Source organism: Arthrobacter antioxidans (assembly GCF_023100725.1).
GTDB classification, from domain to species: Bacteria; Actinomycetota; Actinomycetes; order Actinomycetales; family Micrococcaceae; genus Arthrobacter_D; species Arthrobacter_D antioxidans.
On sequence record NZ_CP095501.1, the window covers coordinates 135118 to 157637 of the forward strand.

A 22520-nucleotide genomic window follows, 5' to 3' on the forward strand; every position below is an offset into this window, starting at 1 on the left:
CCCGGGCGGAGCGGCCGGTTCGTCCCTGGGAGCCGCCGTCGGCGGGATGTGATCGAATAGGCGCATGTCCAGGAACGAGTCAGCCACGCCCCGCCCGCAGCTGGTCAACTGGGATCTCGCGGCCTCCACGGCCGCGTCCCTGACCCCCGCCGGACCCACCATGACACCGGCCGACATCAACCGTGCAGTCGAGAACATGCGCCACCTCGCGGGCGTGTCCGTGAACCATGTCCACGCGATCTCGCGGCTCGACGCGGCGCGGGACCTGCGGGACTCCGAACTGCTGGTCGTGGACCGCGCCTCCTGGTCCCGGGCCAATTCGCAGAGCTTCCGCGCCCTCATGGAACCCGCGCTGGACCAGCTCGCCGCAACGAGGCCCGAGGTCCTGAAGTCCGCGTCCCTGACCCTCGGCGGGACCGTGACGGGGGCGCAGCTCGGCGCGATCCTCGCGTTCCTCTCCAGCAAGGTCCTCGGGCAGTACGACCCGTTCGTGCCGCCGCGCACCGGGCTGGGCGGCCGGCTCATGCTCGTGGCCCCGAACATCATCTCGGTGGAGCGGGAACTGAACGTGGACCCGTCCGACTTCCGGCTCTGGGTCTGCCTCCACGAGCAGACGCACCGGGTGCAGTTCGCGGCAGCGCCCTGGCTGAAGGACCACATGACCAGCCATATCGGGCAGCTGACCTCGGGCCTGATGGACCAGGCGGACACGCTCTCCGAACGGCTCGGCGCCGCGGTCAGGAACATCACCGCCGCCAAGGCCCGCTCCCGCGGCGAGGTCGTGGCGCGCGAGGAGGGTGCAGGGACCGAGGGTGTGCCGCCGCGGCCCGCCGGCGTGCTCTCCCTCCTGCAGGCCCCGGAGGACAAGGCGCTGCTGTCCCACCTCACCGCCGTCATGAGCCTGCTCGAGGGCCACGCGAACGTCGTGATGGACGGCGTCGACGGCAGCATCGTCCCGTCCGTCAAGACCATCCGCCGGCGCTTCAACGCCCGCGGCAAGTCCCGCGGCCCCCTGGAGAAGATCATCCGGCAGCTGATGGGGCTGGACGCGAAGATGCGCCAGTACAGCGACGGCTCGAAGTTCGTCCGGAGGGTCGTCAGCCAGACCGGGATGGACGGCTTCAACGCGGTGTGGGAGTCGGAGTCGCACCTGCCCACCGAGCGGGAGATCCACGCGCCCGACGAGTGGATCGACAGGATGAGCCTGCGGCGACATGGCTAGGCGCCCGCGCCTGCTCCCGGCGGTCGGCACCGCACGCAACCTGCTCGCCGCGAGCCTCGAGGGACTCCTCGCGGAGCCCGCGCGGCCGGGCGGGCACCCCGGTGGAGCCGACGGGACGCCGTCGGCCCCCGGGGACCTGCCGCTGGTCCTCGTCGCGTGCAGCGGTGGCCCGGACTCGCTGGCCCTCGCCGCGGTCGCGGCCCACCTCGCGCACACCGGGCGGTGCCGCGTGGGCGCCGTCGTCGTCGACCACGGACTGCAGGCCGGCAGTGCCGGGACGGCCGAGCGGGCCGCCGCCGCCGCCCGGGGTCTCGGACTCGACCCGGTCGAGGTGTGCCGCGTCACCGTGGAGCGCGACGGCATGGGCCCGGAGGCCGCGGCGCGCGGCGCCCGCTACGCCGCGCTCGACGACGCCGCCTCCCGGCTCGGGGCGCTCGCCGTGCTGCTCGGCCACACGCTCGACGACCAGGCGGAGCAGGTGCTGCTCGGCCTCGCCCGCGGTTCCGGCACCCGGTCCCTGGCCGGCATGCCCGAGCGCCGCGGACCCTACCTCCGGCCGTTCCTCGAACTGCGCCGGGCCGACACCGAGGCGATCTGCGCCTTCTACGGCCTCGACCCGTGGCACGACCCCACCAACCTCGACCCCTCCTACGCGCGGTCCCGCGTCCGCGCTGAGGTGCTGCCGTTCCTCGAGGACCAGCTGGGGCCGGGCATCGCCCGGGCGCTGGCGCGGACGGCACGCATCCTCGGGCAGGACGCCGACCTCCTGGAGCAGCTGAGCGCCGACGCGTACGCCTCCCTGCGCACCGAGGGCGACGACGGCACGGTGCTCCTGCCGGAGGAGGGCCTGAGGTCGCTGCCCGCTGCGCTCCGCCAGCGCGTCCTCGCGCTCGCGGCCCTCGAGCTCGGCGCGTTCCAGCCGAGCTTCGAGCGGCTCCGCGCGGCCGAGTCGCTGCTGGACCGGAAGGGTTCGGCCGGTCCGGTGCAGCTGGGCGGGAAGGTGAGCGTGCACCGCCAGGTGCGCGGGCGATCGGTTCTCCGGGGACAACCAAGCTATGGCAGTCTTGTTCTACGGAACAATGGCAGCAACAACGGTCCCGGCGTGAAGCAGTTCCGCCGGCCAAACCAGGAGTAATCGGTGGATTCCAACGACGTCCAGGCAGATCTCAAGCACGTCCTCTATACCCGGGAGGAGATCCAGCAGCGGATCAACGAGCTCGCGGAGCAGATCGATGCCGACTACCAGGGCCGGGACATCCTCCTCGTGGGCGTGCTCAAGGGCGCGGTGATGGTGATGGCCGACCTCGCACGGGCGCTGAACTCCCACATCACGATGGACTGGATGGCCGTCTCCTCCTACGGGTCGGGCACGCAGTCCTCCGGTGTCGTGCGGATCCTCAAGGACCTCGAGACCGACCTCATGGGCAAGCACGTTCTGATCGCCGAGGACATCATCGACTCCGGCCTGACGCTCTCCTGGCTCAAGGCGAACCTCCTGTCCCGCGGTCCCGCCTCGGTCGAGATCTGCACCCTCCTGCGGAAGCCCGAGGCCGCGAAGGTCGAGATCGACGTCAAGTACGTGGGCTACGACATCCCGAACGAATTCGTGGTCGGCTACGGCCTCGACTTCGCGGAGAAGTACCGCAACCTCGACTTCATCGGCACCCTGGCGCCGCACGTCTACGAGTAGGCCCCGCGGCCTGCCGCCGATACGCCAAGAGGGAACTATTGGCCTGATCCGCGCGTGGTCAATCTCAGACGGTGTATATGTTGAGGTGCTCAGGGGGCACCTGCACGGCAGTGCGCCCGCACATTTTTACTTGCATCAGCAGGAGGGACAGGGCTTGCCGCCCTGAGACGAATGAAATTCAAGAACATCTTCAAGGGGCCCATCTTCTGGATCGTCCTGGCCGTCGTGGCGCTCCTGCTGGTCCTGCCCAGCCTGTTCGGCACGGGCAGCTCCCGCGTCGACACGAACGTCGGGCTCCAGCTCCTCGAAGATGACCAGGTCTCCCAGGCCAAGATCTACGACGGCGAGCAGCGCGTGGACCTCACCCTGCGCGAGGACTACGAGGACATGGGCCAGAGCGTCCAGTTCTTCTACAGCACCGCGCGGGCGGAGGGCGTGGTGGAGGCGATCGACGCCTCCGACACGGACGGCTTCACCGACCAGCCCGCCGAGAGCAACTGGCTCCTCAGCCTCGCCGGCCTGATCTTCCCGATCCTCATCCTCGGCGTCATCTTCTGGTTCCTCCTCAGCCGCATGCAGGGCGGCGGCTCCAAGGTCATGCAGTTCGGCAAGTCCAAGGCCAAGCTCATCACCAAGGACATGCCCCAGGTCACGTTCAACGACGTCGCCGGCGCGGACGAGGCGGTCGAGGAACTGCTCGAGATCAAGGAATTCCTCCAGGAGCCCGCGAAGTTCCAGGCCCTCGGGGCCAAGATCCCCAAGGGCGTGCTCCTCTACGGTCCTCCCGGCACCGGCAAGACCCTCCTCGCCCGCGCGGTCGCCGGCGAGGCCGGTGTGCCGTTCTACTCCATCTCGGGTTCCGACTTCGTGGAGATGTTCGTGGGCGTCGGTGCGTCCCGCGTCAGGGACCTGTTCGAGCAGGCCAAGAACAACGCACCCGCCATCATCTTCGTCGACGAGATCGACGCCGTCGGACGCCACCGCGGTGCCGGCGTGGGCGGCGGCAACGACGAGCGGGAGCAGACCCTCAACCAGCTCCTGGTCGAGATGGACGGTTTCGACGCCACCACCAACGTGATCCTGATCGCCGCGACCAACCGCCCCGACGTCCTGGACCCCGCGCTCCTGCGCCCGGGCCGCTTCGACCGCCAGATCGGCGTCGAGGCCCCGGACATGAGGGGCCGCGAGCACATCCTCTCCGTGCATTCCAAGGGCAAGCCGATGGCCGGCGGCGTGGACCTCAAGGGCGTCGCCAAGAAGACCCCGGGCTTCACCGGTGCCGATCTCGCGAACGTCCTCAACGAGGCGGCGCTCCTCACGGCCCGCTCCAACGCACAGCTCATCGACGACCGCGCCCTCGACGAGGCGATCGACCGCGTCATCGCCGGGCCGCAGAAGCGCAGCCGCGTCATGAAGGAACTCGAGCGGAAGATCACGGCCTACCACGAGGGGGGCCACGCCCTCGTGGCCGCGGCCCTCCGCAACACGGACCCGGTCACCAAGGTGACCATCCTGCCGCGCGGACGCGCCCTCGGGTACACCATGGTGATGCCGAGCGACGACAAGTACTCGGTGACGCGCAACGAACTCCTCGACCAGCTCGCCTACGCGATGGGCGGCCGGGTCGCCGAGGAGATCGTGTTCCACGACCCCTCCACGGGCGCCTCGAACGACATCGAGAAGGCCACCGGGACCGCGCGCAAGATGGTCACCCAGTACGGGATGAGCGAGCGCATCGGCGCGGTGAAGCTGGGCCAGGGTGCGGGGGAGCCGTTCCTCGGACGTGACATGGGCAGCGACCGCGACTACTCCGACCAGCTCGCCCTCGTGGTGGACGAGGAGGTGCGCCGGCTGATCGACAACGCCCACGACGAGGCCTACCAGATCCTCACCGAGAACCGAGACGTGCTGGACCGCCTCGCCCTGGAGCTGCTCGAGCGCGAGACGCTCAACCAGGCCGAGATCGCCGAGGTCTTCACCCACGTCCGCAAGCGCGAACTGCGGGAGGTCTGGCTGTCCAAGCAGACCCGCCCCGTGCACTCGCTGCCGCCGGTCACCTCGCGCAAGGAACGCGCGGAAGCCCTCGAGGGGGGTCAGCCCGCTCCGGAGAGCGTGGCGCCGCAGGACCAGATCGCCCACGCGAACCTCCCCAACGACTTCGACGTGCACGCGTCGGACCTGCCGTCGCCCGAGCCGTCGGAGAACGGGCCGCGGAACACCGGGGGCGGCACGGACCGCTAGGACGGCTGGTCCTGCAGAGGAACGCCTCCGGCCATGGGGCCGGCGGCGACGAGTGCCACACCGAAGGGGAGAACCCGTGACAGATTTCGACGACGAAGTAGTGGATGCAGCCCTGGCCGCCACGGGATCGCCTGTCGACCAGCTCCGCATCCAGCGGGCGGTCCGGGAGATCCTGGCGGCCATCGGCGAGGATCCCGAGCGCGACGGGCTGCTCGAGACCCCGAAGCGCGTGGCGAAGGCCTACGCGGAGATGTTCTCGGGGCTGCACCAGGACGCCGGCGAGGTCCTCTCGACGTCCTTCGACATCGACCACCAGGAGCTCGTGCTGGTGAAGGACATCCCCTTCTACTCCACCTGCGAACACCACCTGGTCCCGTTCCACGGGACGGCGCACATCGGCTACATCCCCTCGGCGGACGGGCGCGTCACGGGTCTGAGCAAACTCGCGCGACTCGTCGAGGTCTATGCGCGGCGTCCGCAGATCCAGGAGAGGCTGACCAGCCAGATCGTTGATGCGATGATGGAACACCTGAAACCCAAGGGCGCGATCGTCGTCATCGAGTGCGAGCACATGTGCATGTCGATGCGCGGGGTGCGGAAGCCTGGCGCCAAGACCGTCACGTCGGCCGTCCGCGGCCAGCTCCGTGAGACGGCGACGCGCGCCGAGGCCATGAGCCTCATACTCGGAAGGTAGGACCGATCCCGATGGATTCACTCGCCGCAACGCCCGGAACCGGACCGGCGACCTCGCCGCTGCCCGTCATCCGGCCCGTCCGCGTCGCCCGGACGGTCCAGGACCTTCCCGCGGACCGCGCCGTCGTCCTCGGCATCCTGAACGTCACCCCCGACTCCTTCAGCGACGGCGGCCGGTACGCCACGACGGACGACGCCATCGGCCACGGACTGCGGATGCACTACGGCGGAGCGGACATCATCGACGTCGGCGGCGAGTCCACGCGCCCCAACGCCCGCGAGGTGCCGGTCGAGGAGGAACTGGCGCGCGTCCTGCCCGTCGTCACGGCGCTCGTGAAGGCGGGGGCGCTGGTGAGTATCGACACCATGCACGCGGAGACCGCCCGGCAGGCCCTCGACGCCGGCGCGTCGATCGTGAACGACATCTCGGGTGCAGGGTACGAGGACGCGATGCCGGCGCTGATCGCCGAGCGCAAGGTCCCCTACATCCTCACGCACCGCCGGGGGACCGCCGCGACGATGGGCGGCCTGGCGGAGTACGACGACGTCGTCGCCGACGTGGTGCGCGAGCTCACCACGCTGCGCGACCGCTTCGTCGCGGCGGGGGTCGCCCCCGAGCAGATCATCCTCGACCCCGGGCTGGGCTTCGCGAAGACCGACGAGCAGAACTGGGCCATCCTGCAGAACCTGGACGCCTTCACCGGCCTCGGTCACCGCGTCCTCGTGGGCGCGTCCCGGAAGCGTTTCCTCGGGACCCTGCTCACCGCGGCGGGGAAGACGGCCGCGCCGGTGGAGCGCGACCACGCCTCGCTGGCCGTCGCGACCCTGGCCGCCGCAGGCGGCACCTGGGGCGTCCGCGTCCATGACCCCGCCGCGACGCTCGACGCCGTCAAGGTCGCGGCCGCCGCCGGCCGGCGACCGTGACCACGGGCGCGACCGTGCGGCCGGGCCGGCCCGGCTCGCCCTCCGGGGACCTCGACACGGTGCTGCTCACGGGCATCACGGCCACGGGCCACCACGGCGTCTTCGAGCACGAGCGCCGCGACGGCCAGCCCTTCGTGGTGGACCTCATCCTCCACCTCGACCTGCACCCCGCCGGGACCAGCGACGATCTCGCCCGGACCGCGCACTACGGCGAGGTCGCCGAGCTGGTGCACGGCATCATCCAGGGCGATCCCTTCGACCTCATCGAGGCCCTCGCCGAGACGATCGCCGCGGCGATCCTCGCGGCCTTCCCCGTCGCGGCCGTCGACGTCACCGTCCACAAGCCGAAGGCCCCCATCGCGGTGCCGTTCGGCGACGTGGCCGTGACGCTGCGCAGGAGCCGGGCGTGAGCAGCACCGTGCGGTCCGTCCTGGCCCTCGGCAGCAACCTCGGCGCCAGCAGCGACACCCTGGTGCGCGCCGTCGCCGACCTCGTCGGGTCGGACCGCGTCCGCCTGCACGCGGTCTCCCCCGTGGTGCGGACCAGGCCCGTCGGCGGCCCGGAGCAGCCCGACTACCTCAACATGGTGATCGAGGTCGAGACGGACCTGGGGCCGTACGAGCTGCTCGCCCACTGCCAGGCCGTCGAGGAACGGCATCACCGCACGCGCACCGTCCGCTGGGGCCCGAGGACGCTCGACGTCGACATCATCACCTACGGCACCTGGGTCTCCGACGACGAGACCCTGACCGTCCCGCACCCGCGCGCGGCAGTCCGCGCCTTCGTCCTGCAGCCCTGGGCGTGGATGGATGCGGGGGCCGAGCTCGGCGGACGGCCCGTGGCCGAACTCGCCGCGGAAGCCGAGGACCTCGCGGGCCTGGTGCCGTTCGAGGGAGTCTAGGACACCGTGAGCACCCTTCGGTTCCGCTGGCTGGGCCTCGTGGGGCTGGTGGCCGGGCTCGCCGGCTGGCTGGTCAACTGGTTCGCCACCCGCAACGGCTACGGCACGCCGGCGCTCCCGCTGACCTCCCTGGTCACCACGGCGGCGATCATCGCGATCACCCTGGTGTTCGGCCGCCGCGTGCTGCGCTGGCGCAACGGCAGGCGCGACCGGCCGCTCGATCCGATCCTCGCCACCCGAACCCTCGTCCTCGCCCAGGCCTGCGCCTACGCCGGCGCGGTGAGCCTCGGCTGGCACGCGGGGATCTTCGTCGACCAGGTGGCGCTCCTGTCGGTGCGGTCCACCGTGGCACCCCTCTGGGGGTCGGTGGCGCTCATGGCAGGCGGGATCGTGATGATTATGGTGGGATTGGTGGTCGAGGACTTCTGCCGGCTCCCGTCCGACGACGACGACGGCACGGGCGCACCGGGCGGGGAGAGCGAGGGGGAGTATGCGTAGGGAACCGATAGACCCATCGGGGCTCGAGTGGTCCAGGGTGTCACCGAAGTACCTGCGGGTCCGGGTGCTCGGCTGGCTCATCGGATCGCTGGTCTGGCTCGTCCTGGCCTGCGTCCCGCTCGTCCTGCGCCTCACCGGTGTCTGGGAGTCCTTCCCACCCCTGTGGCTGGCCTGGGGGCTGCCCGCCGTCGTCCTCGTCGGCGCGGTGTGGCGCGGGCTGCTCCTTCCACGCCAGGTGGCCGCGATCGGCTACGCCGAGCGCGACGACGACCTCCTCGTCCGCCAGGGCGTGATCTTCCAGCGCACCATGGTGGTGCCCTACGGCCGGATGCAGTACGTCGACGTCGCCGTCGGCCCCCTCGAGCGGGCCTTCGGGATCTGCACCCTCAAGCTCCACACCGCGTCCCCCGCCACGAACGCCGAGATCCCCGGGCTGCCGGCCGACGAGGGGGCACGACTGCGCGAGCAGCTGTCCGCCCGCGGACAAGCCCGGCTGGCAGGGCTGTGACCGAGCCGGTGCAGCCGCCGCCCGAGCCGCCGCACCCCGCGACCGGGGACACGCAGGCCGGCCCCGGCGAGAAATGGCTGCGCGTGCACGTCATCTCGCCCCTCGTGCGCGGCTGGATCGCCCTCGTCGCCATCCTCTTCATCGTGGGCCGGGACTGGTTCGAGGGACTGTTCGGCCCGGGGCCGCGCGGTCGCTCCCCCCTGCCCGAGGGGTTCGGGGTCCTCGCGGCCGTCGGGATCCTGCTGGGCGTCGTCGTCGTCATCGCCGGCGCGTTCCTCCTGTCCTGGTACTGCACGCGCTACCAGGTCACGCGTGACCACGTCCGCGTGCACTCCGGCGTCGTCTTCCGCCAGCAGCGGCAGGCGAGGCTCGACCGCGTCCAGGCCATCGACATCGTGCAGCCGTTCCTGGCCCGCATCTTCGGACTCGCCGAACTCAAGTTCGAGGTGGCCGACGCCGGGGAGTCGGCGGTCAGGCTCGCCTTCCTGAAGCTCGACGACGCCCGCCGGCTGCGCGCCATGATCCTCGCCCGGGCCGCGGGGGTGGAACCGGACCCGGAGCACCCCGAGGAGATCGCCGAGGCGCCCGAGCGCGAGGTGGTGGTGGTCCCGCCCGGCCGGGTCGTCGGATCCGCGCTCCTGTCCGGGACGAGCCTCGCCCTGGTGCTGGCCACCATCGTCATCGTCACCCTCGGCGTGGTGTTCGAGACCCCGATCGTGGCGACGTCCTTCATCCCGATCCTGATCGGCGTGGCCGGAGCCTACTGGTCGGCCCTGAGCACGGGCTACAACTTCCGGGCGGCCACCTCCCCCGACGGCCTCCGGATCAGGTACGGACTGCTGGACACCCGTGCGCAGACCGTGCCTCCCGGGCGCGTGCAGGCGCTGGGGATCGTCCAGTCGCCGCTGTGGCGGCTCAAGGGGTGGTACCGCGTGACCGCGAACGTGGCCGGATACGGCGCGTCGGCGTCGAACGAGGGGCAGGCACGCGCCACCCTCCTGCCCGTCGGCACGCGCGACGAGGTGCTGCAGATCCTCGCCCTCGTCCTGCCCGACCCCGGCACGGAGCGGCCCGTCGAGCTCTTCGCTGCCGGGATGGCGGGCCGCGACGGCGGGGAGGGGTTCGTCACCACGCCCCGCCGCGCACGGTGGCTCGCGCCGCTGGCGTGGCGGCGTACCGGGTTCGCGGTGACCGCGACGGCCCTGCTCCTGCGCTCCGGTGTCCTGTGGCGGCGGCTCGCCGTCGTCCCCCACGAGCGGACCCAGTCGCTGGCGATCGAGCAGGGACCCGTGGACCGCCGCTTCCGGGTGGCACAGCTGATCCTGCATACGACGCCCGGTCCGGTCAGCCCGCGCGTGAGCCTCGCCGACGCCCCGACGGCGTGGGAGCTGTTCCACGGTCAGGCGGCACGTGCCGCCGACGCGCGGCGCCGCAGCGGCCCCGAACAGTGGATGCGGCCTCTTCCGGCGCCGCCGGCCGCCGCGCCGCCGCTCCCGGACCATTCCCCCCTCGCCGTCGACTCTCCCCTCGCCGTCGACCCCGCACCGTCCGCGGTTGCGCGCCTCGCGGAGGGCGAGGCTCTCCCCGACGGCGCCGCGCGGCAGCCCCGGCAGGTGACGCCGGCCACCCACCAGGTGATGCCGGTAGCCCCGCGCTACACGCCGTCGCCCCGGAACACCGAGGAGGCCGCCGATGGCCCGCACTGACGCCTCCCGGCGCCCCGGCCGGCTCGGTGTCGGCATCGTGGGTGCGGGCCGGGTCGGCTCCGTGCTGGGTGCCGCCCTGCGATCGGCAGGCCACGCCGTCGTCGGGGTCTCCGCCGTCTCCGAGGCGAGCCGCGAGCGGGCCGAGAACCTCCTGCCCGGGGTGCCGGTGCTCGAGATCCCGGACATCATCGAGCGGGCGGAACTCGTGCTGCTCGCGGTGCCCGACGACGCCCTCCCGGAGCTGGTCGAGGGACTCGCGCGGCTCGGCGCGTGGCAGGCCGGCCAGCTCGTGGTCCACACGTCCGGCCGCTACGGGACCTCCGTGCTGGCGCCGGCCCGCGCGGCCGGGGCCATCCCGCTGGCGATCCACCCGGCGATGACGTTCACCGGGCTGTCGCTCGATCTCGGGCGCCTCCCGGACAGCGTGTTCGGGGTCACCGCCCCGTCCGCCGTGCTGCCGATCGCCCAGGCGCTCGTCGTCGAGATGGGCGCCGAGCCGGTGGTCATCGAGGAGGAGTCGCGGGCGCTGTACCACGCGGCCCTGGCCCACGCGTCGAACCACCTCGTCACCATCGCCGCCCAGTCGGCGCAGCTCCTCGCGGACCTCGGCGTCCAGCAGCCGGACCGCCTGCTCGGCCCGCTCATGAAGGCCTCCCTCGAGAACGCGCTGTCCTCGGGTGAGGGCGCCCTGACGGGGCCGGTGGCGCGCGGTGATGCGGAGACGGTCCGGGCCCACCGCGCGGCGCTCGAGGCGCACGACGCGGCGGACACCCGGCAGGCCTACCTGGGGATGGCACGCGCCACGGCCCTGCGCGCCCTCGAGCGGGGCGTCCTCGCGCCAGCCCAGGGCGAGGCGATCCTCGCGATCCTCGCGGACGGTCCGGGCGGGGGCGGACCGTCCTCCGCCGAGGCCCCCGAGGGCCCGGACGGTCCGGGTGCCTCCGACGTCCGGCCCGCCTGACTCCTCCTGCACCAGCGGACCGCACCCGCGCGTCGGCCGTCCCACCACCTCCCGAAGGACCCTCGTGACCCCGACCGGCCCCGACAGCCCGGCCCTCCCGTTCCTCGTCTCCACCCCCGCGGACCTCCGCGCGGCCACGGCCACCCTGCTGGACGCCGCCCGGTCCCGGACGGCGGCGGATGATCGGCCCTCGCTCGGTCTGGTCCCCACCATGGGGGGCCTGCACGCCGGCCACGCCGCGCTCGCGGGTGCGGCGCGGGCCGCCAACGACGTCGTCGTCGCCTCCGTCTTCGTGAATCCCCTGCAGTTCGGGGACCAGGCCGACCTCGAGCGCTACCCGCGGACGCTCGACGAGGACCTGCGGCTGCTCGGGGCCCGGGGCGTCGACCTCGTGTTCGCCCCGGCCGTCGAGGACATGTACCCGGGCGGGGAGCCGCTGGTCCGCGTGAGCGCCGGACCCATGGGCGAGGTCTTCGAGGGGGCCTCGCGGCCGGGCCACTTCGACGGCATGCTGACCGTCGTCGCCAAGCTCCTCCATCTGGCGCAGCCCGCCACCCGCGCCCGGTACCGGGCGTACTTCGGCGAGAAGGACGCCCAGCAGCTGGCCCTCATCCGCCGCATGGTCCTCGACCTCAACCTGCCGGTGCACATCGAGGGCGTGCCGATCGTGCGCGACGACGACGGCCTGGCGCTGTCCAGCCGCAACCGGTTCCTGGCCGACGACGAGCGCGCCGCCGCCCTGGTCCTGTCGCGGACGCTGGCCGCGCTCCGCGACCGGGCAGCGCGCGGGGAACCGCTCGACCTCGCCGCCGCCCGTACGCAGGTCGCCGCCGAGGAGGGTGTGGACCTCGACTACCTCGACGTCGTCGACCCGGCCTCGTTCGCACCGGTGGGGGGCCCCGGCCCGGAGCGGCCCGCGGCCCTCGCCGTCGTCGCCGCCCGGGTGGGCGCCGTCCGGCTGATCGACAACATCCTCCTGCCCGTCCCGCGCTGACCCGCACCCGCACCGGACGCCCGGGCGGGAGCCGTAAACTTGTCTACCGTGACCCACGACGACACCCTCCCCGCGGACGACCTCAACGAGCAGATGCGCTTCCGGCTGCAGAAGCGCGCAGCCCTGCTCGACGCCGGAACACAGCCCTACCCGGTCCGCCCGGAGCGCACGCATTCCCTGGGGGAGGTCCGCGAGCAGTTCGCCGACCTCGGGACGGGGGAGTCGAGCGGGACCCACGCCGCCGTCGTCGGGCGCGTGGTCTTCATCCGGAACTCGGGCAAGCTGTGCTTCGCGACCCTGCAGGAGGGCGACGGCACGCGGCTCCAGGTCATGCTGAGCCTCGCCGACATCGGCGCGGACAGCCTCGCCGAGTGGAAGGCCCTCGTGGACCTGGGCGACCACGTGCAGGTGCGCGGCGAGGTCATCAGCTCCCGCCGCGGTGAACTGTCCGTCATGGCCGACGCGTGGACCATGGCCTCCAAGGCCCTCCGCCCGCTGCCCACGCTGCACGCCGGCGTCAACGAGGAGACCCGCGTGCGCCAGCGCTACGTCGACCTCATGGTGCGCGAGGAAGCCCGCCGGATGGTGCGCACGCGCGCCGCCATCACGCGGACCGTCCGGGAGACGCTCCACCGCCACGACTACATCGAGGTGGAGACCCCCGTCCTCCAGCTCGTCCACGGCGGTGCCACGGCCCGCCCCTTCGACACGCACCTCAACGCGTTCGACCAGAAGATGACCCTCCGGATCGCCCTCGAGCTGTACCTGAAGCGCGCGGTGGTCGGCGGGATCGACCGCGTCTACGAGATCGGGCGCATCTTCCGCAACGAGGGCGTGGATTCCACGCACAGCCCGGAATTCACGATGCTCGAGTGCTACGAGGCCTATGCGGACCAGTTCGTCATGGCGGACCGCATGAAGGAGATCATCCTCGCCTGCGCCGACCTGCTCGGGTCGCGCACCATCGAGACCGCGAAGGGCACGATCGACCTGGACGGTGAGTGGGCCTGGCTCGGTGTCTACCCGGGCCTGTCCTCGGCTGTGGGCCGGGAGATCACGCCGGACACCCCGGTGGAGGACCTGCGCGCCGTCGCCGGGCGGCACGAGGTCTCCCTCGACCCGGCGTGGGGTGCCGAGAAGGTGGTGCTCGAACTGTTCTCGGAGATCGTGGAGCCCACGCTCATCCAGCCGACCTTCGTCTACGACTACCCGCCGTCCGCGCAGCCGCTCGCCCGCCCGCACCGTGAGGACCCGCGGCTCATCGAGGCCTGGGACCTGATCATCGGGGGGATGGAACGCGGAACGGCCTTCTCCGAGCTCATCGACCCTGTCATCCAGCGCGAGCGGCTCACGGAACAGTCCCGCCAGGCCGCGGCCGGCGACGACGAGGCCATGCAACTGGACGAGGACTTCCTCCGGGCGCTCGAATACGGGGCCCCGCCCATGGGCGGCATCGGACTCGGAATCGACCGCCTCGTGATGCTTTTCACGAACGTCGGAATTCGCGAGTCGATCCTCTTCCCGATCCTCAAGCCCGAAGGCGGCCAGTAGTCGTGGAATACATAGCGGTCCTCCTACCCTCAGCCTGCTTGGCAGTTCTTTTCTACTTCGTGATCAGGGCCATATTCAACGTCGACCGGGCCGAGCGCGAAGCCATGGCGCGCGCGGAGGAATTGCAGGACGCCGAGGACGCGCGGAAGCGCGGAACGGCGGACGAAGAAAAGGGCGAGCAGGAAAACTGATCCACATAGAAAAGTCCTTCTTTGACCTCGATCTAATAGTGCCGCATAATCAATTGAGGGGCATTCACATCGAGGAATATTAGGAGATCACCGTGGCACAGAAGGTAAAGATTATTCTCATCGATGACATCGACGGCGGAGAAGCCGAGGAAACCGTCCGGTTCGGCCTCGACGGCGTGCAGTACGAGATCGACCTCTCGGAGACGCACGCCTCGGAACTGCGGTCGGCATTGTCCGACTACGTCGGCGCGGCCCGTCGCGGCAGCCAGTCGAAGCAGCGGTCGAGCACCTCGAGCGCAGCGTCGTCCTCCCGCAACCAGGAAGCCGCCCGGATCCGCGAGTGGGCGAAGGAGAACGGCTACAACGTCTCCTCCCGCGGGCGCGTGAACGGGGAGATCGTGGAGGCGTACCGGGCGGCCCAGCGCTGACCCACCCCGAGGATGCGCCGGGGTGGGGGCCCTCCGGCGTTATCTCGCCTGTGGCGAACACGCGCCCAAAGCACACCCCGTACCCGTAGCATCGAATTACGCGTTAGCTAGGAGTGTGTGTCTGATGTTTGAGAGATTTACAGATCGTGCCCGTCGTGTTGTTGTGCTGGCCCAGGAAGAGGCCCGCATGCTCAACCACAATTACATCGGCACCGAGCACATCCTGCTTGGCCTGATCCACGAGGGTGAGGGTGTCGCCGCCAAGGCGCTGGAGTCGCTCAGCATCTCGCTGGGCGCCGTGCGGGAGCAGGTCCAGGAGATCATCGGCCAGGGCCAGCAGGCCCCGTCCGGTCACATCCCCTTCACCCCCCGCGCCAAGAAGGTCCTGGAGCTCTCCCTGCGGGAGGCCCTCCAGCTCGGCCACAACTACATCGGTACCGAGCACATCCTGCTCGGTCTCATCCGCGAGGGTGAGGGCGTCGCCGCGCAGGTCCTCGTCAAGCTCGGGGCGGACCTGAACCGTGTCCGCCAGCAGGTCATCCAGCTGCTGTCCGGGTACCAGGGCAAGGAGCCCGCTGCCGCGGGCGGTCCCCAGCAGGAGGGAACCCCTGCCGGATCGGTGGTGCTGGACCAGTTCGGCCGCAACCTGACCCAGGCTGCCCGCGAATCCAAACTCGATCCCGTGATCGGGCGCGAGCAGGAGATGGAACGCGTCATGCAGGTCCTCTCCCGCCGCACCAAGAACAACCCCGTCCTGATCGGCGAGCCGGGTGTCGGCAAGACTGCCGTCGTCGAGGGCCTCGCCCAGGCGATCGTGCGCGGTGACGTCCCCGAGACCATCAAGGACAAGCAGCTCTACACGCTCGACCTCGGGTCCCTCGTGGCCGGTTCGCGCTACCGCGGTGACTTCGAGGAGCGGCTGAAGAAGGTCCTCAAGGAGATCCGCACCCGCGGCGACATCATCCTGTTCATCGACGAGATCCACACCCTCGTCGGAGCGGGTGCCGCCGAGGGCGCCATCGATGCCGCCTCGATCCTGAAGCCCATGCTCGCGCGTGGGGAGCTCCAGACGATCGGCGCGACCACCCTGGACGAGTACCGCAAGCACATCGAGAAGGATGCCGCCCTCGAGCGCCGCTTCCAGCCCATCCAGGTCGCCGAGCCCTCCGTGGCGCACGCGATCGAGATCCTCAAGGGCCTGCGCGACCGCTACGAGGCGCACCACCGCGTCTCGATCACCGACGGCGCGCTGACCAGCGCGGCGACGCTGGCCGAGCGCTACATCTCGGACCGTTTCCTGCCGGACAAGGCGATCGACCTCATCGACGAGGCGGGAGCGCGCCTGCGCATCCGCCGGATGACCGCGCCTCCCGAGCTCAAGGAGATCGACGAGCGCATCGCGAACGTCAAGCGCGAGAAGGAATCGGCCATCGATTCCCAGGACTTCGAGGGCGCCGCGTCGCTGCGCGACAAGGAGCAGAAGCTCCACGACGAGCGCAGCGACAAGGAGCGTCGCTGGAAGTCCGGCGGACTGGACGACATCGCCGAGGTGGACGAGGAACTCATCGCCGAGGTGCTCGCGAACTCCACCGGCATCCCCGTGTTCAAGCTGACCGAGGCCGAGTCCTCGCGACTGCTCAACATGGAGGCCGAGCTGCACAAGCGGGTCATCGGGCAGAACGAGGCCATCAAGGCCATCTCCCAGGCCATCCGCCGCACGCGGGCCGGCCTCAAGGACCCGAAGCGTCCGGGCGGTTCGTTCATCTTCGCCGGTCCCACCGGCGTGGGTAAGACGGAGCTCGCCAAGGCTCTCGCGGAGTTCCTGTTCGGCGAGGAGGATGCCCTCATCACGCTGGACATGTCCGAGTACTCCGAGAAGCACACCGTCTCCCGGCTCTTCGGTGCCCCTCCGGGCTACGTGGGCTACGAGGAGGGTGGTCAGCTGACCGAGAAGGTCCGTCGCAAGCCGTTCTCCGTGGTGCTCTTCGACGAGGTGGAGAAGGCGCACGCCGACCTCTTCAACTCGCTGCTCCAGATCCTCGAGGACGGCCGCCTGACGGACAGCCAGGGTCGCATGGTGGACTTCAAGAACACGGTGATCATCATGACCACCAACCTCGGCACGCGGGACATCTCGAAGGGTGTCATGACGGGCTTCCAGTCCGGCACCGACACCAGCACGAGCTACAACCGGATGAAGGCCAAGGTGCAGGAGGAGCTCAAGCAGCACTTCCGGCCCGAGTTTCTCAACCGTGTGGACGACACCGTGGTGTTCCCGCAGCTCACGCAGGACGAGATCGTCCAGATCGTGGACCTGTTCCTCGAGCGGCTGAGCGGCCGCATGGCCGACAAGGGCATGTCGATCGAACTCACGCCCGCAGCCAAGGTGCTCCTCGCGACCCGCGGCTACGATCCGGCGATGGGTGCGCGGCCGCTGCGCCGCACCATCCAGCGCGAGATCGAGGACCAGCTCTCGGAGAAGATCCTCTTCGGCGAGATCAAGTCCGGTGAGCGGATCGACATCGACGTGGAGGGCGAGGGTGCCGACGCACGCTTCACCTTCGTCGGACATGGCGCTCCCAAGGAGATCGAGGACGCCCCGGCCGCTCTCGAGGCGACCGTCCCCGAGTAGCACCGGCGTTCCGACGTCAGCATCCGAACCCGCTCTGGACCACCAGGGCGGGTTCGCTGTCTCCCCGGGGTGTTCCCTGCGGCGGGTAAGTGCCCACGGCAACCACATTCGTCCCTGAGTGAACGGCTGTGACGGCGACCACAGGCGGTGGTAGAGATGAAGCATGACCACGCCCTTCTCCTCCCTCGAGGACTTCGTCGCCCTTCCCCGCCTGAGCGGGCTCGCCCTCAACCGGGAGGGCACGCGGCTCGTGACTTCCGTGGCGACCCTCGATCCCACGAAGACCGCCTACCGGACGGCGCTCTGGGAAGTCGATCCCACCGGCGGGCAGCCGGCCCGGCGGCTCACCCGCAGCACCGCCGGCGAATCCGGGGCGGCGTTCCTCGCGAGCGGTGACCTGCTGTTCACGTCGTCGCGGCCGGACCCGGACGACACCGACGGCGAGAAGCGCCCGGCACTCTGGCGCCTCCCGGCCACGGGCGGGGAGGCCTCGCTGGTGCTGACCCGCGCAGGCGGAGTGGCAGGGGTGGCGACGGCGGAGACGGCCGACGTCGTCGTCCTGACGGGCAGCGCACTCGCGGGCTCGGCGAACGAGGAGGACGACGCCGCGCGCCGGAAGTCCCGCAAGGAGGCGGGCGTCGCCGCCATCCTGCATGCCGGGTATCCCGTCCGCTACTGGGACGCCGATCTCGGCCCCGACGAGCCGCGCTACTTCGGGCTGAAGGACCTCGGCGGTTCCGACGGTGGGGCGTCACTCGACGACCTCGTCCCGTCGGCACGCGGCGGCCTCAGGGAGGCCCGCCCCGTCCTGGACCCCGAGGGGGCCGCCCTGTTCTCCTCCCTCACCCTGCCGGAGGAGCGCGGATCCCAGCGCTCCGTCCTCGTCCGCGTCGACGTCGGCACGAAGGAACTGACCGTCCTGCTCGACGACCGCGAGAACGACTACGCCCCGGGGCCCGTCAGCCCCGACGGACGCTTCCTCGTGGTCGTCAGGGACCGGCGCACCACGGTGGACCTCGCGCCGCGGACCACCCTGCTGCTGCTCCCGCTGGACGGCGGGGATCCGGTGACGCTGGCGGAGGACTGGGACCGCTGGCCGTCCCCCGCGGCCTGGCTGCCGGACGGCTCGGCCCTCGTGGTCACGGCCGACGACGACGGCGCCGCGCCGGTGTTCGTCATCGACGTCGCCACCGGTGCCGTCCGGCGGGTGACGCAGGACGCCGCCGCCTACACCGACGTCCGCGTGTCCCCCGACGGCGCCACCGCCTACGCCCTGCGCAGTTCCTATCTCTTCCCGGCGGAGGTGGTCCGCATCGACCTCGCAACCGGCCGGACGGAGCGCCTCCACAACCCGGCGGAGCGCCCCGAGCTGCCCGGCTCGCTCGAGCGGATCGAATCCGTGGGCGAGGACGGCCAGCCCGTCAGGTCCTGGCTCGTCCTGCCGGAGGGGGCCTCGGCAGACCATCCGGCACCGGCCCTGCTGTGGATCCACGGTGGACCGATCGGCTCCTGGAACGCCTGGACCTGGCGCTGGTCGCCCTGGATCATGGCGGCCCGCGGCTACGCCGTCCTGCTCCCCGATCCGGCGCTCTCCACGGGGTACGGCCAGCACATGGTGGACCGCGGGTGGGGGCAGTGGGGGCGCGCTCCCTACACGGACCTGATGGCCGCCACGGACACCCTCGTGGCGCGCGAGGACATCGACCGCACGCGGGTCGCCGCGATGGGCGGCAGCTTCGGCGGCTACATGGCGAACTGGGTGGCCGGGCACACCGACCGCTTCGCGGCGATCGTCACGCACGCGAGCCTCTGGGCCCTCGACCAGTTCGGCCCCACCACGGATGCCGCCTTCTACTGGGAGCGGGAGATGACGCCGGAGGCCAGGGAGGAGAACTCCCCGCATCACCACGTGGGCAGCATCGGGACGCCGATGCTCGTCATCCACGGGGACAAGGACTACCGCGTCCCCATCGGGGAGGGCCTCAGGCTCTGGTACGAGCTGCTGTCGGCCTCGAAGCTGGCCGCCGGCGAGGGTGGTGAGACCCCCCACCGGTTCCTCTACTTCCCCGACGAGAACCACTGGATCCTCAAACCCCAGCACGCCCGGATCTGGTACGGGGTCGTCGAGGCGTTCCTCGCCACCCACCTCCTGGGCGAGGAGCGTGACCTGCCCCCCGAGCTCGGACTGTAGGCGTCGCGGTCGGGGAGGGCCTCCGGCTCTCCCCGACCCTCGGCGAGGGTCGGGATCTGCCTCTGGACAAGTCTTCTACAGCGCGTAGAATCGAGGCACGCTCCGCGTAGGACAGGTCTCCACTGGGGTTCACCGGGGTGCAGGGTTCGATGCCACTGATTCCGTCCGAAGGAGCACGCTCATGATCCCAGACGCCCTCACCCAGGGCCAGTACGATACGGTCTACAACTTCCTCTCGCTCGTCATCGCCGCCCAGCTGTTCACCGCACTCTTCCTGGTACTCGCCCTCCAGCGGGTACTTCCCCGCTACCGGCAGGCCCTGATCATCGCGGCGGTCGTCTGCGGTATCGCCGCGTACCACTACTTCCGCATCTTCGACTCGTTCAGGGAGGCCTTCGTCACCGAGGCCGTCGGTGGCCGTGGCACGTACGAGCAGGCCGCCGGGGCCTCGTTCAACGAGGGCTACCGCTACGTCGACTGGCTGCTGACGGTGCCGCTCCTGCTCGTGGAACTCATCGCCGTGCTCGCCCTGGCCCGCGCGGTGCAGGCACGGCTGCTGCGGCAGCTCATCCCCGCGGCGACCCTGATGATCCTCCTCGGGTACCCCGGGGAGATCAGTTCGACGGACGGCGCCCGCGTGTTGTGGGGTGTCCTGTCGACCATCCCGTTCCTGTTCATCCTGTACGTTCTGTTCGTCGAACTGACGAAGTCCCTCGACCGGCAGCCTCCGGGCGTGAAGTCCCTGATCAGCCGGCTGCGGATCCTGCTCCTGGTCAGCTGGCTCGTCTACCCGGTGGCCTACGCCCTGCCGCTGCTGGGGATTTCCGGCGCGGACGCCTGGGTCCTCAAGCAAGGGGGCTACTCCCTCGCGGACATCGCGGCGAAGGCGGTCTACGGTCTCATCATCTATCGTCTCGCGAAGCTGAAGTCCTACGCGGACGATCCGGCCTTCGCCGCCGTCGAAGGGGGACTCGACGAGGAGGACGACGCACGGCCCGGGCGCCGCAGCACTGCCGCGGAACCTGCACGGAGCATCCCTCGCCGCGACGCGGACGAGGCGGCCTGACCGCGGCATCCATCGGCACCATGCGACAGGCCCGACCGGGGAGTCCCGGTCGGGCCTGTCGCATGGTGGGGGCTCAGTAGAGTGGGGTCAATGACCGAGTCCATCACCATCCGCCGCGCCCGCACCTCGGACGTCCCCGCCATCAAGGCACTCGTCGAGCCGCTCGCCGAGGAGCGCATCCTGATGGCGAAGGAGACGGTGGCCTACTACGAGGGCCTCCCCGAATTCCGGATCGCGGAGTCCGACGACGGCGAGGTGCTCGGGTGCGGGGCACTGCACATCATGTGGGAGGACCTCGCGGAGGTGCGCACGCTGGCTACCTCGCCGGCCGCCCGCGGTCGTGGCGTGGGGCACGCCCTGGTGGAGCAGCTGCTGGAGGAGGCCCGGGCATACGGCGTCAGCCGGGTCTTCTGCCTGACGTTCGAGGTCGGGTTCTTCCGGCGTCACGGGTTCGAGGTCATGGCCGACCAGTCCGCGGTGGACCCCCGCGTCTACTCCGAGCTCCTCAGGTCGCACGACGAAGGCGTCGCCGAGTTCCTCGACCTCGCACGCGTCAAGCCGAACACCCTCGGCAACACCCGCATGATCCGGGAGCTGTGACCCGCCGGGCGCGGTGTTGGCCTTCCGCCCGTCCACGAGGATAAGGTAAGAGGGCTTAGCGTTCCTCAGGGATGCCGGCAGGCCACCGGAACCGGTGGCCGTACACCGAGTTGAAGGAGGTCCTCACTATGGGACTGGATGACAAGATCGGGAACAAGGGCCAGGATCTCGGCGGCAAGGTCAAGGAAGGCCTGGGCAAGGCCACCGGCAACGAGAACATGGAAGCCGAGGGCCACAAGGACCAGGCCAGCTCGAGCCTCAAGGATGCCGGCGAGAACGTCAAGGACGCGTTCAAGCGCGACTGATGCATCACGGGGCCGCCCCTCAGGGGACGGTCCACCAACCTGAGGGAGGGGCCCGTACGGGCCCCTCCCTCAGGCGTTCGACGGGCGGGAACGGGCCACGCCGACCTATAGGCAGGGGCAGGAACGGACGGTAACGTTCACAGTGGCCAGGGTGGTCCATGTGAGGCGGGCTGCAGGCTGTCAAAACGTCCGTTCGCAGTCAAGGAGCAGCGCCATGAAGAAGCTCATCAATGACCCCAAGGCCGTGGTCAACGAGTCGGTCGAAGGGTTCGGTATCGCGCACGCCGACCTCGTGACCGTCCACCCCGAGCCCCTGTTCATCACCCGCAAGGACGCCCCCGTCCGGGGCAAGGTGGGCCTCGTCTCCGGGGGCGGCAGCGGCCACGAACCGCTCCATGCGGGGTTCGTGGGCCGCGGGATGCTCGACGCCGCCGTCCCGGGTGCCGTCTTCACCTCCCCCACACCGGACCAGATCATCCCGGCGACCACCGCGGTCGACGGCGGTGCGGGCGTCCTGCACATCGTGAAGAACTACACCGGGGACGTCCTCAACTTCGAGACGGCGGCCGAGATGGCCGAAGCGGAGGGCGTCACGGTGCGGTCCGTCCTCGTGAACGACGACGTCGCCGTCGAGGACTCGCTGTACACGGCGGGCCGGCGCGGCGTCGGGGGGACAGTCCTCGTGGAGCGGATCGCCGGTGCTGCCGCGGAGCGCGGGGACGATCTCGACGGCGTGACCGCCGTGGCCCAGCGCGTCGTCGACAACGTCCGTTCCATGGGCGTGGCCCTCGCGGCCTGCACCGTCCCGCACGCCGGCGTGCCGAGCTTCGACCTCTCCGACGAGGAGATCGAGATCGGCATCGGCATCCACGGGGAGCCGGGGCGGCACAAGATCGCCATGGAGAATGCGGACGGCATCACGCAGCGACTCCTGGACCCCATCGTGGCGGACCTCAAGCTCGCGTCCGGTGACCGCACGATCGTGATGGTGAACGGCATGGGCGGGACGCCCGCCAGCGAGCTGTACATCGTGTTCCGGAAGGTCGCGCAGCTGCTCGAAGGGCTCGGCGTGAGCATCGACCGCTCCCTGGTCGGGAACTACATCACGGCGCTCGAGATGCAGGGGGCGTCGCTGACCGTCCTGCGGGCCGACGACGAGATGCTGGAACTCTGGGACTCGCCCGTGCTCACCGCCGCACTGCGCTGGGGGGCATGAGG

Annotated in this window: 22 protein-coding genes; all 22 read left to right on the top strand. The window is 70.6% G+C overall.

Annotation, left to right across the window (positions count from 1 at the left end):
• Window positions 1-64: 64 nt before the first annotated feature.
• The 22 genes from MWM45_RS00655 to dhaK all read left to right on the top strand — a co-directional run bounded on the left by MWM45_RS00655 (window position 65) and on the right by dhaK (window position 22518).
• On the top strand, window positions 65-1222 hold the full coding sequence (locus MWM45_RS00655; RefSeq protein WP_247827685.1) for a zinc-dependent metalloprotease: 1158 nt from the start codon (window positions 65-67) through the stop codon (window positions 1220-1222).
• Entirely contained in the window at window positions 1215-2357 is a 1143-nt protein-coding gene (gene tilS, locus MWM45_RS00660) for a tRNA lysidine(34) synthetase TilS (RefSeq protein ID WP_247827686.1), read from the top strand. Before MWM45_RS00655 ends, tilS begins: the two co-directional genes overlap by 8 nt.
• Window positions 2358-2360: 3 nt before the next feature.
• Window positions 2361-2912, top strand: coding sequence for a hypoxanthine phosphoribosyltransferase (hpt, locus tag MWM45_RS00665; RefSeq protein ID WP_043442830.1), 552 nt, complete (start codon window positions 2361-2363; stop codon window positions 2910-2912).
• Window positions 2913-3083: 171 nt separating this feature from the next.
• A complete protein-coding gene (ftsH, locus tag MWM45_RS00670) occupies window positions 3084-5153 on the top strand; it encodes an ATP-dependent zinc metalloprotease FtsH (RefSeq protein WP_247827687.1) in 2070 nt (689 codons plus the stop codon).
• Window positions 5154-5229: 76 nt separating this feature from the next.
• Window positions 5230-5847 (top strand): GTP cyclohydrolase I FolE, encoded by a 618-nt coding sequence (gene folE / locus MWM45_RS00675; RefSeq protein ID WP_052274024.1) that lies wholly within the window; start codon window positions 5230-5232, stop codon window positions 5845-5847.
• 11 nt (window positions 5848-5858) lie between these two features.
• Complete coding sequence (gene folP, locus MWM45_RS00680) at window positions 5859-6770, top strand: dihydropteroate synthase (RefSeq protein WP_247827688.1); 912 nt, start codon at window positions 5859-5861, stop codon at window positions 6768-6770.
• A complete protein-coding gene (folB, locus tag MWM45_RS00685; RefSeq protein WP_247827689.1) occupies window positions 6767-7180 on the top strand; it encodes a dihydroneopterin aldolase in 414 nt (137 codons plus the stop codon). Before folP ends, folB begins: the two co-directional genes overlap by 4 nt.
• Entirely contained in the window at window positions 7177-7671 is a 495-nt protein-coding gene (folK, locus tag MWM45_RS00690) for a 2-amino-4-hydroxy-6-hydroxymethyldihydropteridine diphosphokinase (RefSeq protein ID WP_247827690.1), read from the top strand. The genes folB and folK overlap by 4 nt, the downstream gene beginning before the upstream one ends.
• A 6-nt stretch (window positions 7672-7677) precedes the next feature.
• On the top strand, window positions 7678-8169 hold the full coding sequence (locus MWM45_RS00695; RefSeq protein WP_247827691.1) for a DUF3180 domain-containing protein: 492 nt from the start codon (window positions 7678-7680) through the stop codon (window positions 8167-8169).
• Window positions 8162-8677 carry a PH domain-containing protein gene (locus tag MWM45_RS00700; RefSeq protein ID WP_247827692.1) on the top strand — a complete coding sequence of 172 codons (516 nt, stop codon included), beginning with the start codon at window positions 8162-8164 and terminating at the stop codon, window positions 8675-8677. The genes MWM45_RS00695 and MWM45_RS00700 overlap by 8 nt, the downstream gene beginning before the upstream one ends.
• Window positions 8674-10383, top strand: coding sequence for a PH domain-containing protein (locus MWM45_RS00705; RefSeq protein WP_247827693.1), 1710 nt, complete (start codon window positions 8674-8676; stop codon window positions 10381-10383). Before MWM45_RS00700 ends, MWM45_RS00705 begins: the two co-directional genes overlap by 4 nt.
• Window positions 10370-11344, top strand: a complete 975-nt coding sequence (locus tag MWM45_RS00710; RefSeq protein ID WP_247827694.1) for a Rossmann-like and DUF2520 domain-containing protein — start codon at window positions 10370-10372, stop codon at window positions 11342-11344. The genes MWM45_RS00705 and MWM45_RS00710 overlap by 14 nt, the downstream gene beginning before the upstream one ends.
• Window positions 11345-11408: 64 nt before the next feature.
• Window positions 11409-12338, top strand: coding sequence for a pantoate--beta-alanine ligase (panC, locus tag MWM45_RS00715; protein WP_247827695.1), 930 nt, complete (start codon window positions 11409-11411; stop codon window positions 12336-12338).
• Window positions 12339-12431: 93 nt separating this feature from the next.
• Entirely contained in the window at window positions 12432-13889 is a 1458-nt protein-coding gene (gene lysS, locus MWM45_RS00720) for a lysine--tRNA ligase (RefSeq protein ID WP_247829288.1), read from the top strand.
• 38 nt (window positions 13890-13927) lie between these two features.
• Window positions 13928-14080 carry a hypothetical protein gene (locus tag MWM45_RS00725; protein WP_247827696.1) on the top strand — a complete coding sequence of 51 codons (153 nt, stop codon included), beginning with the start codon at window positions 13928-13930 and terminating at the stop codon, window positions 14078-14080.
• A 92-nt stretch (window positions 14081-14172) separates the two neighbouring features.
• On the top strand, window positions 14173-14508 hold the full coding sequence (locus MWM45_RS00730; protein ID WP_247827697.1) for a histone-like nucleoid-structuring protein Lsr2: 336 nt from the start codon (window positions 14173-14175) through the stop codon (window positions 14506-14508).
• 124 nt (window positions 14509-14632) lie between these two features.
• Window positions 14633-17140: an ATP-dependent Clp protease ATP-binding subunit gene (locus MWM45_RS00735; protein WP_247827698.1), complete on the top strand. Its 2508-nt coding sequence runs from the start codon at window positions 14633-14635 to the stop codon at window positions 17138-17140.
• Window positions 17141-17303: 163 nt separating this feature from the next.
• A complete protein-coding gene (locus MWM45_RS00740; RefSeq protein WP_247827699.1) occupies window positions 17304-19331 on the top strand; it encodes a S9 family peptidase in 2028 nt (675 codons plus the stop codon).
• A 181-nt stretch (window positions 19332-19512) separates the two neighbouring features.
• Window positions 19513-20397, top strand: coding sequence for a bacteriorhodopsin-like (locus MWM45_RS00745; RefSeq protein ID WP_247827700.1), 885 nt, complete (start codon window positions 19513-19515; stop codon window positions 20395-20397).
• Window positions 20398-20487: 90 nt separating this feature from the next.
• Complete coding sequence (locus tag MWM45_RS00750; protein ID WP_247827701.1) at window positions 20488-20997, top strand: amino-acid N-acetyltransferase; 510 nt, start codon at window positions 20488-20490, stop codon at window positions 20995-20997.
• A gap of 128 nt (window positions 20998-21125) precedes the next feature.
• Window positions 21126-21302: a CsbD family protein gene (locus tag MWM45_RS00755; protein WP_104121868.1), complete on the top strand. Its 177-nt coding sequence runs from the start codon at window positions 21126-21128 to the stop codon at window positions 21300-21302.
• Between the two features lie 214 nt (window positions 21303-21516).
• The gene (gene dhaK, locus MWM45_RS00760) at window positions 21517-22518 is read left to right on the top strand and encodes a dihydroxyacetone kinase subunit DhaK (RefSeq protein WP_247827702.1); all 1002 of its coding nucleotides are present in this window, start codon (window positions 21517-21519) and stop codon (window positions 22516-22518) included.
• The last annotated feature ends 2 nt before the right edge of the window (window positions 22519-22520 follow it).